Origin of the sequence: Niallia oryzisoli (assembly GCF_036670025.1) — a bacterium.
GTDB lineage: Bacteria > Bacillota > Bacilli > Bacillales > Cytobacillaceae > Bacillus_BD > Bacillus_BD oryzisoli.
The window spans coordinates 2767482-2782187 of record NZ_CP137640.1 but is presented as its reverse complement, the minus strand read 5'-3'; the positions used below and the strand labels follow the sequence as shown (position 1 = coordinate 2782187).

Genomic DNA, 14706 nt, shown 5'->3' with positions numbered 1-14706 from the left:
TCCCATTGAGCTACAGGTAATGCTATAGAATATATTGTATGGAGTTCCATATCAAACCTCTGAATATTGTCTAAAAGCGAAATTCAAAATAAAGATAAATTGCTTTTTCTAATATTGGTTTGTTAAAATTTAATAATTATAATGAAAAAAGGTGATATCCATGATTAATAAAATTGGAAAAATAACAGTGTATGTTGAAAATCAGGAACAAGCAAAAGAATTTTGGGTAAATAAACTCGGTTTTGTTGTCAAATTTGAACAACAAATGGGACCGAATATGACTTGGTTAGAGGTAGGACCTAGTGATGATGAATTTACAACTTTAGTTCTCTATTCTAAAGCAGCAATGGAACAGCAAAAACCATCAAAGATTGCACATCCATCCATCCTTTTCAGCACAACCGATATTGAATCGGCATATGAGAAAATGAAGCAAAATGAAGTAAAAGTGGATGATATGCTAAGAATGCCGTTTGGCACTATGTTTACATTTTATGATCAAGATGGAAATGAATATTTATTAAGGGAAGATAAATAAGTTCAATTAAAGGACTTCACTGCGTAAAGTTAAATGGTACATAAACACAATTGAATTTTTCTATGAATGAGGTATATGATGTTAAGCACGACAATAAAAAAACAAGAAATTTTGGATGCATTTTATTTTAGACATGCAACGAAAGAATATGATGAAAGTAAAAAGATTTCAGAGGAAGATTTTCAATTTATCTTAGAAGCGGGAAGATTATCACCAAGTTCATATGGATTAGAGCCTTGGAAATTTTTGATTGTACAAAGTCCCGAGTTTAGAGAACGATTAGGGAAAATAGCTTCTGGAGCAGAAGTTAAACTTAAAGGAGCGAGTCATTTTGTCATTATTCTTGCTCGAGTAGATATTCGATATGATTCGCAATACATAATCAATCATATGAAAACTGTTCAAAAAATGCCTGATGAGTTAATTGAAATGATAGTAAAAGGATTCAAAGAGTTCCAGGAAACAAAATTGAAACTAGTAGAAAATGAGCGTACGTTATTTGATTGGTCATCAAAACAAACGTATATTGCATTAGCAAATATGTTAACAGCAGCTGCTCAAATTGGGATTGATTCAACCCCAATTGAAGGTTTTTACTTTGATGAAGTCCACGCCCTTCTCAAAAGTGAAGGGTTGCTGGAAAATGAAAAATACAAACCCTCGGTAATGGCAGCCTTCGGGTATCGAAAAGAAGACCCTAATAGACCAAAAACAAGAAAAAACCTTAGTGAAATTGTCCAATGGGTTTAATTGAGAACCGGAGTGAGAACTGAGGGACAGGCACCTTGACCCAGTTTATTCAAGCAGGATACACTTTATCCTAGTGACATTAGAAATGTAAAAAACTCGTCAAACATGACGAGTTTTTTATACCTTTTTTCTCGATCCTAATCTCAATTAACTATACTACATACGATAACAAAAATTACAAGGATACACTCCGACTTCTATCAACTTGTTCTTTGCGAGTTCCAAAAAATACTTTTAATAACGGAGGTGTAACGAGTGTTGTCAAAATGACGACAATAATCATCGAAGTATAGTATTGAGTAGGTAACAAACCACTCTCTAAGCCGATTGCAGCTAAGATTAAGGCAACCTCTCCTCTTGAAATCATCCCAGCGCCGATACCCATTGAGGATTTTGTATTAAATCCTGAAACCTTGGCTCCAATTCCTGAGCCAATAAACTTCGACAATATGGCGATCACCGAGAACACAACAATAAATCCTACTTGGCTGCCGATTCCATCAAATGAAACCGCTAATCCAATACTGACGAAGAAGAACGGAACAAATAATCCATTCGCAATCGGTTCCACTTTATGCTCAATTTCTTCTTTAAATTTGGTTTGAGCGATCGCAATTCCAGCAAAGAACGTGCCAATAATTCCAGCAACACCAAGCCACTCTGCAAAATAGGCAAAGCAAAAACAGATAATTAATCCGGCACTTAAAATAGGCTCAGTTACTTTGAAGTTAGAGAATAATTGAATAAATCTAGGTACAAGCCATTTAGAGGCTAAAATAATAATGACAAAGAATAAGATTTTCTTTCCAATAAGCAAAGCAAGATTCGTATTCGATCCGGCAAAGAAGCTCATCGCAATGGCAATTAGGATGACAACAATAATATCATCGAGCACTGCTGCTCCCAGTAATGCAGAGCCTTCCTTCGTATTCAACCAGCCAAGCTCTCTTAACGTTTGTACCGATATACTAACCGACGTTGCAGCTAATAATAAACCGATAAAAATAGCTTCTACATATGATAGATGATAAATTTGTGCTCCCATGTAACCTAAAAGAATAGGTGCAATGATACCACCAACAGCAACGAGTATGGCTGCTTTTTTATTTTGATTTAACTCTTTTAAATTTGTTTCTAATCCCGCTAAAAACATTAAAAGTAAAACACCTATTTGACTAAAAACACTAACGATTTCTGTATCATGTACCCACCCAAGCAGTGCAGGTCCTAAAATAATTCCAACGATAATTTTACCTAACACAGACGGTTGCCCTAATCGAATACTTAATTGACCAGCCAGTTTTGTTGCCAATAAAATAATGACTATTTGTAGTATGAACATATAATTCCACCTTTCAAACTCCTATTTTTCGAATTTTCCAAAATAAAAAAAGAACACAAAAAGGAGTCTGCTACCAAGGGCATAGGTATCCCTTGGTGACAGACTCCTCCTAATGTTCTTTTCTATTAAATTATATTTTATATAATAACATAAAAGTTCTATAGAATAAAGTAATATATAACATCCATTTTTTGGGTCAGAGGGACAGACACCTCGTCCCAAACTTTACGTTGTAACGCCTTAATCTGTCTGTAAAGCACGGCACTCAGCACAAAAAGGATTAAAATTATCACTAGGATACCGATGACGATGGCATCTGCATAGTGAGTGAAATCAAATAATTTAAAACCTTTTATGACAAGGATAGCACCGACAAACCCGACGACAGCACACATTAATATTTGAATCCACGTTTTCATTTTTTATTCATCCTCCCCTATTAAAAAACATTTTCCACTGGTTCATTAAAAACACGTGAAATACGAACGGCAATTAATAATGATGGGATGAATTCTTCATGTTCAATTAAACTAATCGTTTGCCGTGAAACTTTTGCAAGCTTTGCGAGTTGTGTTTGATTTAATCCATCCCGCGCACGAAGCTCCTTCAATCGACTTTTCATATAAACAACACCTCTTATATAAAAGTGTAAATGATAATTTTCATAGTCATAATCATACATATAAAACACAACAAAAAAGAGCCTCAATCCTTTAGGATCAATGCTCTTTGCGTCATTTATACTTCATTTTGTCTGGGACGCGGTGCCTGTCCCTCTGTACCAACTGTCCCTTTGTACTCAAATTCCAGATTTAATATCTTTTTTACTCTCATATTAACGATTTGAATAATCTTTCCTACAAATAAGGCAATAATTAATGTTCCTAGTCCGACTGGGCCTCCTAGTAGAAAGCCGATGAGAGCACCGCTTAGTTCGACTATGATTCTTGAATTGTTGATACTCCATTTAAACCGGTTATGAAGGGCAAGCATGAGTCCGTCGATTGGGGACTTGGGAAAACGGGCTTCAACATAGATACCAATCCCGATACCCATGGAAACAATTCCAGCAATAAAAAATAACCACTGCATCCCCCAGGAAAATGATGTATCAATCTGGTTAAAAACGAGAAAAATCCACGCATCTAAAAAGGCACTCCGAATCATAATCGCGATAATCGACTCATACTGCAGTCTTTTTCTTTCAATCAATCCAGTAATGATGACCACGAATACCTGCGTTATAACAGTACATATGCCTATGGTTAAACTCAAACTATGGTTTAACCCAATCGCAACCGTATCCCAGGCACCGGCTCCGACGGTCGAAAAAATAATGAAGGCAATACCTAAAGCATTTATGGCTAAGCCTATTAAATATACTGCGATTCTTTTCCCCATTATTGTACCTTCCCTACTTTTTAAAAGCTATTTCTTAAAAGAAAGGCTTTATTTTTGCCAATATTTATACAATGCCTGATGTCCGCTGTTTTCTTCCCCTTTTTCAGCGAGTTCGCTGTACAGCCTTTGGACTACAGACAATCCAGGTGTTTCCATTCCCATTGCTTCGGCTTCCTGGAGAGCTATATTCATATCTTTAATATGATGTTTAATATAAAAGCCAGGTTCGAAATTACCATCCAGCATCCTGCGTCCCATATTAGACAGCAGCCAGCTTCCTGCTGCACCTGATTCAATACTTGTCAGGACATTTTTTGGATCAAGACCTGCTTTTTCTGCATAAACAATTGCTTCACAAACACCTAGTAAGGTAGTTGCCCCGGCTATTTGGTTACACATTTTGGTATGCTGTCCTGCACCTGCTTTCCCTTGATAAACCACATTGGTTCCAAGTAATTTCAATAAAGGCTCTATTTCGTCGAATACCGCTTTATCTCCTCCAACCATGATGGAAAGGCGTGCTTCTTTTGCTCCCACATCACCTCCGGAAACAGGTGCATCAAGTGCAAACATTCCTCTATTCTTCGCTTCTACATCTATTTTTTCAGCCAGCGAGGGATTTGATGTTGTCATATCGATTACATATGTATTGGCATTCCCATTCGTAATAATCCCTTGCTCACCCAAATATACTTCTTCTACATCTTGAGGATAACCGACTATTGTGATGATGACATTCGCTTTCTGCGCAACTTCCAGAGGAGAATCTGCCCACTCAGCTCCTTGCTGCAGCAGCGTTTCCGCTTTCTCCTTCGTGCGATTGTATACAACTAACGGATAACCTGCCTTTAAGAGATGACCCGCCATACTCCTCCCCATAACCCCTGTACCAATAAAACCAATCACTGTGTTCTCAGATGATAACATGTTACATTTCTCCTTCCATTTCATTTATTTAATTGTAAGTGACTTTCACATTTTTAGATAAAAATCATTTCTATAATTATAGTAATCTTAAAAAATGGCTTTGTATTCATCCAATTGGATTGCTTAAGGATAATCCATTTGGATATAGTATTGTTTCAATTTATTTAATTTTTATTAAAATTAATAATAAACACTTATGTTGTAACAACCCAAGTAATAAGATAGAAGATAAAGTATTAATACGGAGGTTAAGTAATTTGGGAGAATTTCTCGATTTTATTTATCAAGATTTTAAATACAAGCTATATGTCCCATGTGAATATAATCCGGATCAAGAGTACCCATTGTTGGTGATGCTTCATGGATGTGGACAAAATCCGGATGATTTTGCTGCAGGCACCAACATGAATACACTTGCTGAAAAGGAAAACTTCCTTGTTCTTTACCCTGATATGAACCATCCGTTAAATCCATCTGATCCGGCCGGGTATAATCCCTATGGCTGCTGGAATTGGTTTTTAGATAAAAATCAACACCGCGGGAAAGGACATCCCAAGCTCATTTATGAAATGATTGATGAGGTGAAAAGTACATATAAGGTTGATTCCAATCAAGTGTACGCCGCTGGCTTATCTGCAGGAGGGTCACTTGCCTGCATTCTAGGTGTTACGTATCCAGATGTATTTAACGGGATCGCCATTTGTGCGGGGCTTGCCTATGACGCTGCCAATGTATTTTTTCTCACGGACCCGCTGGCCGAGGAAGCGAAGAAAAGTATGGAGAAAGGTGTGCCTGATCCATATGCCTGCGGAACCAATGCCTTTCAAGAAATGGGAGAGTATAAGAAAAAGATGCGCGTGATTGTTTTCCATGGGATTTGTGATACGACGGTCCACCCTATCAATGGCCAGCAGGTTATCACGCAATGGGCTCATACCAATTTTCTCGTTGAAGGTGGCATAGGTCTCGCTGATGTTACTCCATCACTGGTCAAATCAGATATCATTAATGGAAAAAGCTATACTCAGCATGTCTATCATGATGCGGAGGAAGAACCATTATTAGAGCTTTGGATGATTGATCAAATGGATCATGCATGGCCCGGCGGCAGCCCGAGTGGTTCTTTCACAGACCCCTCCGGTCCAAATGCTACAGAGATTATATGGAACTTTTTCAATCATAAGCAACAACTGCAGGAAGAAAAACAGATCGAGACTCCGGTCAAAAGACTAGTTCCGGTTCCAGTTGAGATACTGCCACATCCACTAGACCTGTCACCTGCTGAACCACCTGCTCATACACCTATTCAACTGCCGGTCCCTGAAATTGTCTCATCTTCAGATAATCCAACTGCCCAAAAAACACAAATACCAATTGACATATCAGTCGAAACACCAATCGAACCATCAGCTGAATTACCAATTGAATCATCCGTCAATACAACGATAGAGGTATCTGTCATCCGTGATGACGAATCACCAAGCGAAACACAGAAAAAGAACTTTATTAGCATTCTCCTTTCAAAATTTAGGAAAAAGAAAAAGTAAATGGTTTCTTTTAACATGAATGACGCACTTTAACTGGTATGTAATAAAATATTTTTAAATACAAGATCCGGTTTTTCCTCCGTTATTAAATGTCCTGTTTTTTTGTAAGTAATTAACTTGGCATCGGGTAAATCCTGCACAAGTCGTTTCCCGACTTCCAATGGTACAACTCGGTCTTCCTCACCCCATACTAATAAGGTGGGGACTTGTATTGTTTGCAGTTGCTCCGGTAACAAATCATCTTCACGATGACGAAGTAACCGAATTAATGCTTTATAAAAGCCTTTTTCCGATAAGGGCCTCCCAAATTCCTGAATCAATTCATCATTGATAAACGTATGATTAAAAAAGACGTTTTTTAAGTGATCCCTTACTTCTTTTCTGCTAACATAATATTGAACTAACTTATCAAAGAAAGGTAAATAGGAGCTGCAAATTAGCAATTTTTTGGAGCGTTTTAAATAACCTGAACTGCATAACAGGATTAATTTGTTTATTTTTTCTGGGGCCATAAGCGCCATATTCAGGGCAATTTGGCCGCCCATTGAATGGGCTACAATCGATGTATTTGGAATCTCAAATTGGTGGATACATTCAATCATCAGCTTGGCGTAATTTTGAAAGCTATAAACAAAGGACGTTGGCTTTTCACTTTTTCCAAAGCCGGGTAAATCAACAGCATATATCGAAAAGTGCTTTTGTAGTAATGGAATAATCCGGCGAAAGGTAAAAACAGATGATGCAAAGCCGTGAATAAGAAGAATTGGCGGTTTGTCATTCAAAATAAATTCACAGTAAAGGTTGATGTTATCTACTTTTATGTATGTTTGTTTTAAATCGGTGTCAGACATCTAATCCTCTCCTAATACGAAAGTTTGTCAGATGTATTATTTACTTAACAGAAGATCATCATGTAGAAATAATGTATTTTACTGAGCAAATTATCTCCCAAATGCACAAAAAAGCCGAATCGGCCCTAATAGAGCCCTTCGGCTTTTTACGAACACAGTACTAGTCACTGTGCACCTAATAATCCGTTTTATTCTCCCGTTTTTGCAAAGCGTTTGATTCTCTCCCCTATTTCATCCCGAACACGCTGGAAGAATGCCCATTTCTCTTCATCCGTTCCCACTGCTTTTGCAGGGTCATCAAAGCCCCAGTGTTCGCGTTTTACTTTAGAAGGTGTCACCGGGCATTTATCAGCAGCATCACCGCATAAGGTAACAACTAAATCGGCATTGTTTAGGATATCCAGTTCAATTATATCTGAAGTTTGATTCGATATATCAATGCCGACCTCTGCCATAGCCTTAATAGCATTGGGGTTTAAGCCATGCGCTTCAATTCCGGCACTTTTTACATCCCACTCATCACCTAGATGTTTTTTTGCCCAGCCCTCAGCCATTTGGCTGCGACATGAATTACCGGTACATAAAAAATATATCGTTTTATTAGACATAGATAGTTCCTCCTTCGATTATTATTGTAACTTTGCTCGAAAATATTTCCTTTCCCAACGCAAGGCTACTCCCACAAGAGCAATGAGAACAGGAACTTCCACTAAAGGCCCAATTACGGCAGCAAATGCCTCCCCGCTGTTTATTCCAAATACCGCAACCGCAACCGCAATGGCTAATTCAAAGTTGTTGCTTGCTGCAGTAAAGGAAAGTGCCGCTGTAACCGGATAAGTAGCACCCGCTTTCCGAGATGCGAAAAAGGATACCCCAAACATGATGACAAAGTAAATCAATAGCGGAACAGCAATACGTATAACATCTATTGGTAAAGCAATTATTTGGTCACCCTTTAATGAGAACATCATCACAATCGTAAATAACAATGCAATTAAGGTTAATGGAGAAATCTTCGGCAAGAACTTCCCTTCATACCAAACCTTCCCTTTTATTTTTAACCCTAAATAGCGTGTTACCATTCCTGCTAAGAATGGAATACCCAAATAGATTAAAACGCTTTTCGCAATTTCCCACATTGAAATCAAAACAGTCAAATTTTCTAAACCAAATACACCGGGAAGCACATTTAAGAAGACATAAGCAAAAACGGAATAAAAAAGGATTTGGAATATCGAGTTAAAGGCTACAAGGCCTGCCACGTACTCACGATCCCCACGGGCTAAATCATTCCAAACGATTACCATCGCAATACAACGGGCAAGGCCGATCATAATAAGACCTGCCATATATTCGGGATAATCATGTAAGAAAATAATGGCTAAAAAGAACATTAAAACGGGGCCTAACAGCCAGTTTTGAATAAGAGACAAAATAAGAACTTTCCAATCTTTAAAAACGCGATACATTTCTTCATATTTTACTTTTGCCAGCGGCGGATACATCATAATGATCAACCCAATGGCAATGGGAATATTTGTTGTGCCTACCGAGTAGGCATCAAGCAGCTCTTTAAAATTAGGTGACAACACTCCAATGACGATTCCTAACGCCATGGCAGCAAATATCCATAAGGTTAAGTATCTGTCTAAAAAGGATAGCTTTTTTGTTAAACTTTCATTAGCCATCTTTTTCCCTTCCTTCTAGTTGTATTAACATTCACATTTTATAATGATGATTTCCTCTAACTGATCAATGATGGCTTGAATATAAGGTGGCAGCTTATCGTTTAGTCGATAGTGCTTCCATGTTCCTGCGGGCCGTTCAAGGATCATACCGGCTTCCTTTAGCTTTCTTAATTGCTGGCTGACTGCAGGCTGCGAAATATTTAACACCCCAACAAAATCACAGGCGCATAATTCCCCTTTTTTAAGACATGCCAACAGCTTTAAACGGTTGGGATCACTTACAGCTTTTAGCTGCTTCGCCATCACTTCAACATTATCCAAAAATATCCATACCTCCTTATTAAAGATAACCATCTGCTTATATAATCAATTACTTATTTTAAAGTGTATGGTTTAGATGTTCAAGAGTTAATTTGGATTACATCCACGTCTTCAATAAAAAAACTGGCTAGAATTTAACCAGTTTTAACAAAGATTTAATAGGTTTGAGAAAGCAAAGAATTCTAGAAATCAATAAAACCTTATACCTCCATCTTAAACTCCTCATAGCTATCAGCCATTTTATATTCCGCATGTGTCTTTAATGCCTCAAAATGATTCCGTCCGCAAGCAATTTTTCCAGATTCACGTAAGCGAAGGTCCATCTGATCCAGGCTGCCTTTTGTTTCAACGACGAAGTACAGAGTCTCGATTCCTGCTTTATCAATCAGCACGGCCCAGTTTGGATTATAATTCCCAAGCGGTGTATCGATCACAAAGGCAGAAGGCAGCTTCACAAAAAGCTTCACATCCTCATCGTTATTCAATTTTTCCGCAAAGGCACGCTCCCCTACGGAATCATAGCGGATATGATTATAGATGGATTTATTAGGAGCTTCTACCGCGTTTGCTTTCATATAGCCGACAAGCTCTTGATGGTCAAATAACGACTGCTGATAATAGGCATGATCACCAATGCGCTCATATTTAATGCCATCTATGATCAATTTTCTTTTTTCTCTATTAATAATTTTCATGACTTCTTCCATAAAGGCCTGTGGGTTCTTTTCAAAATCGTTCAAGCGATTGGAGCCGATTAAAATATCTACGAGCGTACGCCGCTTCAAATTGGTTTGCTCCTGGAGATAACGCAGGATGTCCGGCAGTCGGCGCCTCTCCTCCAATGCTTCATATGCCCGAGGGGTATTCCCTTCGCCTGTTACTCCTGTTCGATCAATGGTCAATACAGCATTTTCACGTTTGATTTTACGCGCTTTAAAAGCAGCAAGCTTTTGGATCGCCTCGATACAGCGGGCTTTTAATTCATCAGTATCCAATTCAACTGAATAAGTGGTTTTATATTTGATCTGTTCCCAAAGCTGATGGAATTCTTCGCTTAACAAAACCTCTTTGTTCAGCTTAATTTCAACCTCTTCCTTCTTATTAAAGACTGGTAATGTCTTAATCGCACGTTTAATGATTTGCTCGATTTCATATTGAATATCCGCAAATTCTTCTGGTACCAGAAAGGTTCCACTTGCAATCGCGTCCTTACACTTCGTTTCTACTTTTCCTTTTTTATCAAGATATTTTTCTTTTACAAAGAAAGAATAGATTTCTGCAGAAGATTCATAGCCGATTTCAGCTGCTTCCCCTGCATGTTCATCAAACCTTGTTATCGCTGCAAAAGCCTGCTCTTCTAGATAGCCAAACTTGACACCTGTTTCCTCTTCTATTTCCCTTTGCAGTGACTCGGAAAATTGCTGATAGGATTCGTTGGCGATGACGGTTAGAATATTAACATTTTCATCATATTGCCGCTGTCCATCCTGATTAACTGGCAAACGCAGTCCGCGCCCGATCTTTTGCCGTTTTGTAAAGGGATCCTTTGTCTCAACCAAGGTACAGATTTGGAACACATTTGGATTATCCCAGCCTTCTTTTAAGGCAGAATGGGAAAAAATAAATCGTAACGGTGTCGAGAAGCTTAACAGCTTTTCTTTTTCCTTCATAATTAGTTCAAAGGCCGATTCATCATCCTTATTAATCCTGAGTGTCCCTTCCTTTGTTACCTTACTGTTCTTATATTGACCACTTTTATCCCTTGAAAAATAACCGTCATGGACATCTATCGCCTTTTGGTTGGAAATGTACTTGTCCTCCGCAAAAAGCGTCCGGTATTTCGGCAGCTTAATCAAATGTTCATATTCCTCTTCAAACATCATGGCATATTTTCCTTTTTGCGATGGCTCACCCTTTGGGTATATTCTGTAATTCTCTACCAGATCAATAAAAAACAGCGTCAGCACTTTAATCCCCTTATGTACCAGCCGCAATTCTTTATCTAAATGTGTCCGAATCGCTTCCCTTATTTGATAGCGTTTAAGCAGGTCATCATCAATCCCCCCCATTGCCTGCCCGAGCAGAACCTCTTTTTCGTTTTCAAATTCAACTTTTTCGTTACCAGGTGTACAGTCAATTCCCTCCACCACATAGCCGTGGTATAGCTCACGTTCACCGGAAACTACATACAGATCCTTCTTAGTGGTTGTGTTGATTTCTTTTTTCGCTCTCGATACCGTCCCGTTTTTCTTTTTCACATCGATTTCAACCGTTGCTTTAAAGCCGTTTGTATTTGACACACCCAACAGCTTGATATACGGATCGTTGAAATCATCGTCAGAATGAACCGAAAGCACTTCAACTTTTTTTACCAGTTTCTGCTCGAAGGCATCAACAGGATCGAGCTTGTACATCAAATTATATGTTTCCTTGTGGGTCGCTGAATAGCGCAGCTTACATAGTGGATTTAGTGAGGAAATGGCTTCCTTCGCTTTCTCCGTGTTATCCACGCTTTGCGGCTCATCAATGATCACAACCGGATTCGTTTCCTGAATAAATTGAATCGGCTTTTTCCCATTCATTGTGTCTCTCTCACGATGGATAAGATTCGCCTTGCTTTCTTTTTCAGGATCATCAAAACTTTTTCGAAACGCATCAATATTGATGATCATCACTTCAATATTTGTGCTAATCGCAAATTCTCGGACCTGTTCCAGCTTGGAAGAATCATATTTAAAGTAATGGCAATGCAGACCCGGATATTCATGAGCAAAATGTTCTTCTGTCATCTGCAGTGATTTAAATACCCCTTCACGAATCGCAACACTTGGTACAACAATAATAAACTTAGAAAATCCGTACCGTTTATTTAATTCAAAAATACTTCTGGTATACACATAGGTCTTCCCCGTACCTGTTTCCATTTCAACCGTGAAATTCCAGTCTTGAATACTCGTACTCTTCTTCAAAAGATTTCTTATTTGGATTTTCTGAACATTTTCAAGCACCTCTGCTTCCGACAGCTCCAGTTTGTTTCCAATTCCTAGTTCAGTTATTTCCTGTCCGACCATCTCACCCATGCTGACGGTAAAATTGGATACTCTCAACGTTTGTCCTGCAAAAATATCTGTGATGGATTGAATGGCATCAAGCTGATAAGGCTGTTTATCGAACTTTATTTTCATGGCAAATCAACTCCTTAAATCACACGAATATCTTCTATACCATTCGTTTTTAGAATTTGCTGTGCATTCGTTCGGACCGTATCATCCATAAAGCTTTGGTCGTAAAAAACAATCCGTGCCGGCTGCTCTTTGGCCATTTCTTCGATTTGCTCCAGCGATAAATCATTTTCTAAGCAGATGAGCAAATCCCCCATTCCGACCGAGTACACCTTTTTACCAGCAATAGTGGTCTCCTCAAGCGGAATAGTTAGATCAATGCCGTATTTCAATAAAATTTCATAGACAACATCCTCCGGGGAACGTCCCTCTTTTACCGGCTCCACCAAATCTAGTAAATTATGCGTGATATCCTCGGTCTCTTCGTCCCATAGTTTGAGATTGGTATCATCCAATTTGAAGTTTTTAAACCCAAAATCGCAAGCTTGGTTCGCTTCTAAATCCTTTTTTACCCGGACCATTCTTTCTTTTCCCAGCTCTGACAGGACAAGTCTTCTTCCAACCTCTTGTAAAAAGGAGATCAGATTTTCGGTATCTTTCTTTGCATCACCGCTTAGCTTCGTCAATGATTCTTCTAAATTCTCATCAATCTGCACCAAGATATATCGAACAGATTTGCCGTTTTTGATATTAAAGTGAATCACTGCTTCTCCGACTGTTCCAGACCCGGAGAAGAAATCAAGGACGATATCTTGGTTGTCTAACCCGACGAGATCAAATAATCGTTCGATCAATTTAAGCGGTTTTTTCCCGTTTCTATATTCCACATACCCTTCATTATCAAGGCCGGTTGTTTTAATATCATGCCAGAAGTCGCAAGGGTGAACCGTTAAATAATCATCAGCAAACAGCAATTTAATTCTAGGTAAATCCACTTTTGGATTATAGTTGTTATCAATAAAATATAATTTATTGTTCGGAGTATTAATAACAAAGGCTCTTTCGCTGTTGTGCTGCTTCTTTTCATCAGCAATTTTTTTCGCATTCCCTGTCATCGATACGGTACGGATAATCCGCCAGGCATTATTAAATAAGAAGTCCTCGTTCTCGCTTTTCTCGATATTTTGTTTTTTCATATATTCTGAGACAGATTGAAACTGCACTTTTGCTAGAATATCGTCACAGCGCCGGATCGCTTCCGGACTTCTGTCGCTGCCATCGCGAATGTTTTTTAGCTCGGCAATTTCGTCTTTTGTGATATTCAAGAGCAGTGTTTTATACTCGCTGTCCCAAGATTCTTTCGGGACTGATATTTTTTCAAAATTGGCATCCGATTTTTTGTAGCAAAGTATATATTCTTTCAGCTTTGGTATCCGTTTCGTTACATGTGTCATCTTCACGCCGGTTGGCTCAGACATTTTGACAACAATGGATGTTACAAAATTTTCTTCGCCAAAAATTTCATCACAAATTTTTCGAAGATTATCGACTTCATTATCATCGATTGAAATAAAAATAACTCCGTCATCCCTTAATAGATTCCTGGCAATTTTTAATCTTGGATACATCATATTCAGCCAATCGGTATGATAACGGCCGTTTGCGGCAGCATTTGATTTCATGCTTTCATTCATTCGTTCTTTGTAGCTCTTGATATTGTCATGAAAGTTATCTTTATAGACAAAATCACTGCCGGTATTGTAAGGGGGGTCAATGTAGATCAGCTTTACTTTATTTCGATAGGAATTTTGAAGAATTCTGATGACTTCAAGATTATCGCCTTCAATATATAGATTCTGGGTTATTTCCCAGTCGACACTTTCTTCCTTCGCTGGCCTTAGTGTTCCGGTCGTCTGTTTTTGTGCCAGCTGAATCGCTTCTGTCTTTCCACTCCACGTAAATTCATATCGTTCTTTTTCCACATCTACATGCTCGCCAAGGGCAAGCTTTAGTTTGTCCAAATCGATTTTGTTTTCGGTAAATACTTCGGGAAGCAGTTGTTTTAATTTTTCAATCCTGTCTGCAACAACATTGAATGTTTTTCCGTCAAGCTTCTGCATATAATACAACCCTCTTCTCTGTATAGCTTTAGTGATATGTATTTTTTTACGAGATCAATTTTAGTAAATTTATGTGTTCGTCCTTATCCATATATACAAGATAATACTTTCAATCCTTATTTGCCAATAAATACGGGAATGTAAAAACAAATATCGTGG

At 38.3% G+C, this 14706-nt stretch carries 14 protein-coding genes; 3 read left to right on the top strand and 11 right to left on the bottom strand.

The window, feature by feature from the left end; all coding sequences use genetic code 11:
• Window positions 1-160: 160 nt before the first annotated feature.
• A complete protein-coding gene (locus tag R4Z09_RS13885) occupies window positions 161-538 on the top strand; it encodes a VOC family protein (protein ID WP_338452851.1) in 378 nt (125 codons plus the stop codon).
• A gap of 75 nt (window positions 539-613) precedes the next feature.
• Complete coding sequence (locus R4Z09_RS13880) at window positions 614-1288, top strand: NAD(P)H-dependent oxidoreductase (RefSeq protein ID WP_422392274.1); 675 nt, start codon at window positions 614-616, stop codon at window positions 1286-1288.
• A gap of 175 nt (window positions 1289-1463) precedes the next feature.
• Here the strand turns inward: R4Z09_RS13880 and R4Z09_RS13875 are convergent, their stop codons facing one another.
• The 5 genes from R4Z09_RS13875 to R4Z09_RS13855 all read right to left on the bottom strand — a co-directional run bounded on the left by R4Z09_RS13875 (window position 1464) and on the right by R4Z09_RS13855 (window position 4982).
• Window positions 1464-2630, bottom strand: coding sequence for a cation:proton antiporter (locus R4Z09_RS13875; RefSeq protein ID WP_338452849.1), 1167 nt, complete (start codon window positions 2628-2630; stop codon window positions 1464-1466).
• A gap of 158 nt (window positions 2631-2788) precedes the next feature.
• On the bottom strand, window positions 2789-3049 hold the full coding sequence (locus R4Z09_RS13870; protein WP_338452848.1) for a hypothetical protein: 261 nt from the start codon (window positions 3047-3049) through the stop codon (window positions 2789-2791).
• 20 nt (window positions 3050-3069) lie between these two features.
• Window positions 3070-3252, bottom strand: coding sequence for a helix-turn-helix transcriptional regulator (locus R4Z09_RS13865; protein ID WP_338452847.1), 183 nt, complete (start codon window positions 3250-3252; stop codon window positions 3070-3072).
• Between the two features lie 116 nt (window positions 3253-3368).
• Window positions 3369-4031 carry a YitT family protein gene (locus R4Z09_RS13860; protein ID WP_338452846.1) on the bottom strand — a complete coding sequence of 221 codons (663 nt, stop codon included), beginning with the start codon at window positions 4029-4031 and terminating at the stop codon, window positions 3369-3371.
• A 48-nt stretch (window positions 4032-4079) separates the two neighbouring features.
• Complete coding sequence (locus tag R4Z09_RS13855; protein WP_338452845.1) at window positions 4080-4982, bottom strand: NAD(P)-dependent oxidoreductase; 903 nt, start codon at window positions 4980-4982, stop codon at window positions 4080-4082.
• 233 nt (window positions 4983-5215) lie between these two features.
• On the opposite strand from R4Z09_RS13855, the gene R4Z09_RS13850 reads away from it, so the two are divergent.
• Window positions 5216-6505, top strand: a complete 1290-nt coding sequence (locus R4Z09_RS13850; protein ID WP_338452844.1) for a PHB depolymerase family esterase — start codon at window positions 5216-5218, stop codon at window positions 6503-6505.
• 29 nt (window positions 6506-6534) lie between these two features.
• Here R4Z09_RS13850 and R4Z09_RS13845 read toward each other — a convergent pair whose 3' ends face one another.
• From R4Z09_RS13845 to R4Z09_RS13820, 6 genes are all read right to left on the bottom strand, one after another.
• A complete protein-coding gene (locus R4Z09_RS13845) occupies window positions 6535-7356 on the bottom strand; it encodes an alpha/beta hydrolase (RefSeq protein ID WP_338452843.1) in 822 nt (273 codons plus the stop codon).
• Window positions 7357-7544: 188 nt separating this feature from the next.
• On the bottom strand, window positions 7545-7964 hold the full coding sequence (arsC, locus tag R4Z09_RS13840; protein WP_338452842.1) for an arsenate reductase (thioredoxin): 420 nt from the start codon (window positions 7962-7964) through the stop codon (window positions 7545-7547).
• Between the two features lie 21 nt (window positions 7965-7985).
• Complete coding sequence (gene arsB, locus R4Z09_RS13835) at window positions 7986-9044, bottom strand: ACR3 family arsenite efflux transporter (RefSeq protein ID WP_338452841.1); 1059 nt, start codon at window positions 9042-9044, stop codon at window positions 7986-7988.
• A 24-nt stretch (window positions 9045-9068) separates the two neighbouring features.
• On the bottom strand, window positions 9069-9347 hold the full coding sequence (locus R4Z09_RS13830) for an ArsR/SmtB family transcription factor (RefSeq protein ID WP_422392301.1): 279 nt from the start codon (window positions 9345-9347) through the stop codon (window positions 9069-9071).
• 218 nt (window positions 9348-9565) lie between these two features.
• On the bottom strand, window positions 9566-12550 hold the full coding sequence (locus R4Z09_RS13825; protein ID WP_338452839.1) for a type III restriction-modification system endonuclease: 2985 nt from the start codon (window positions 12548-12550) through the stop codon (window positions 9566-9568).
• Between the two features lie 14 nt (window positions 12551-12564).
• Entirely contained in the window at window positions 12565-14547 is a 1983-nt protein-coding gene (locus R4Z09_RS13820) for a site-specific DNA-methyltransferase (protein WP_338452838.1), read from the bottom strand.
• Window positions 14548-14706 lie beyond the last annotated feature (159 nt).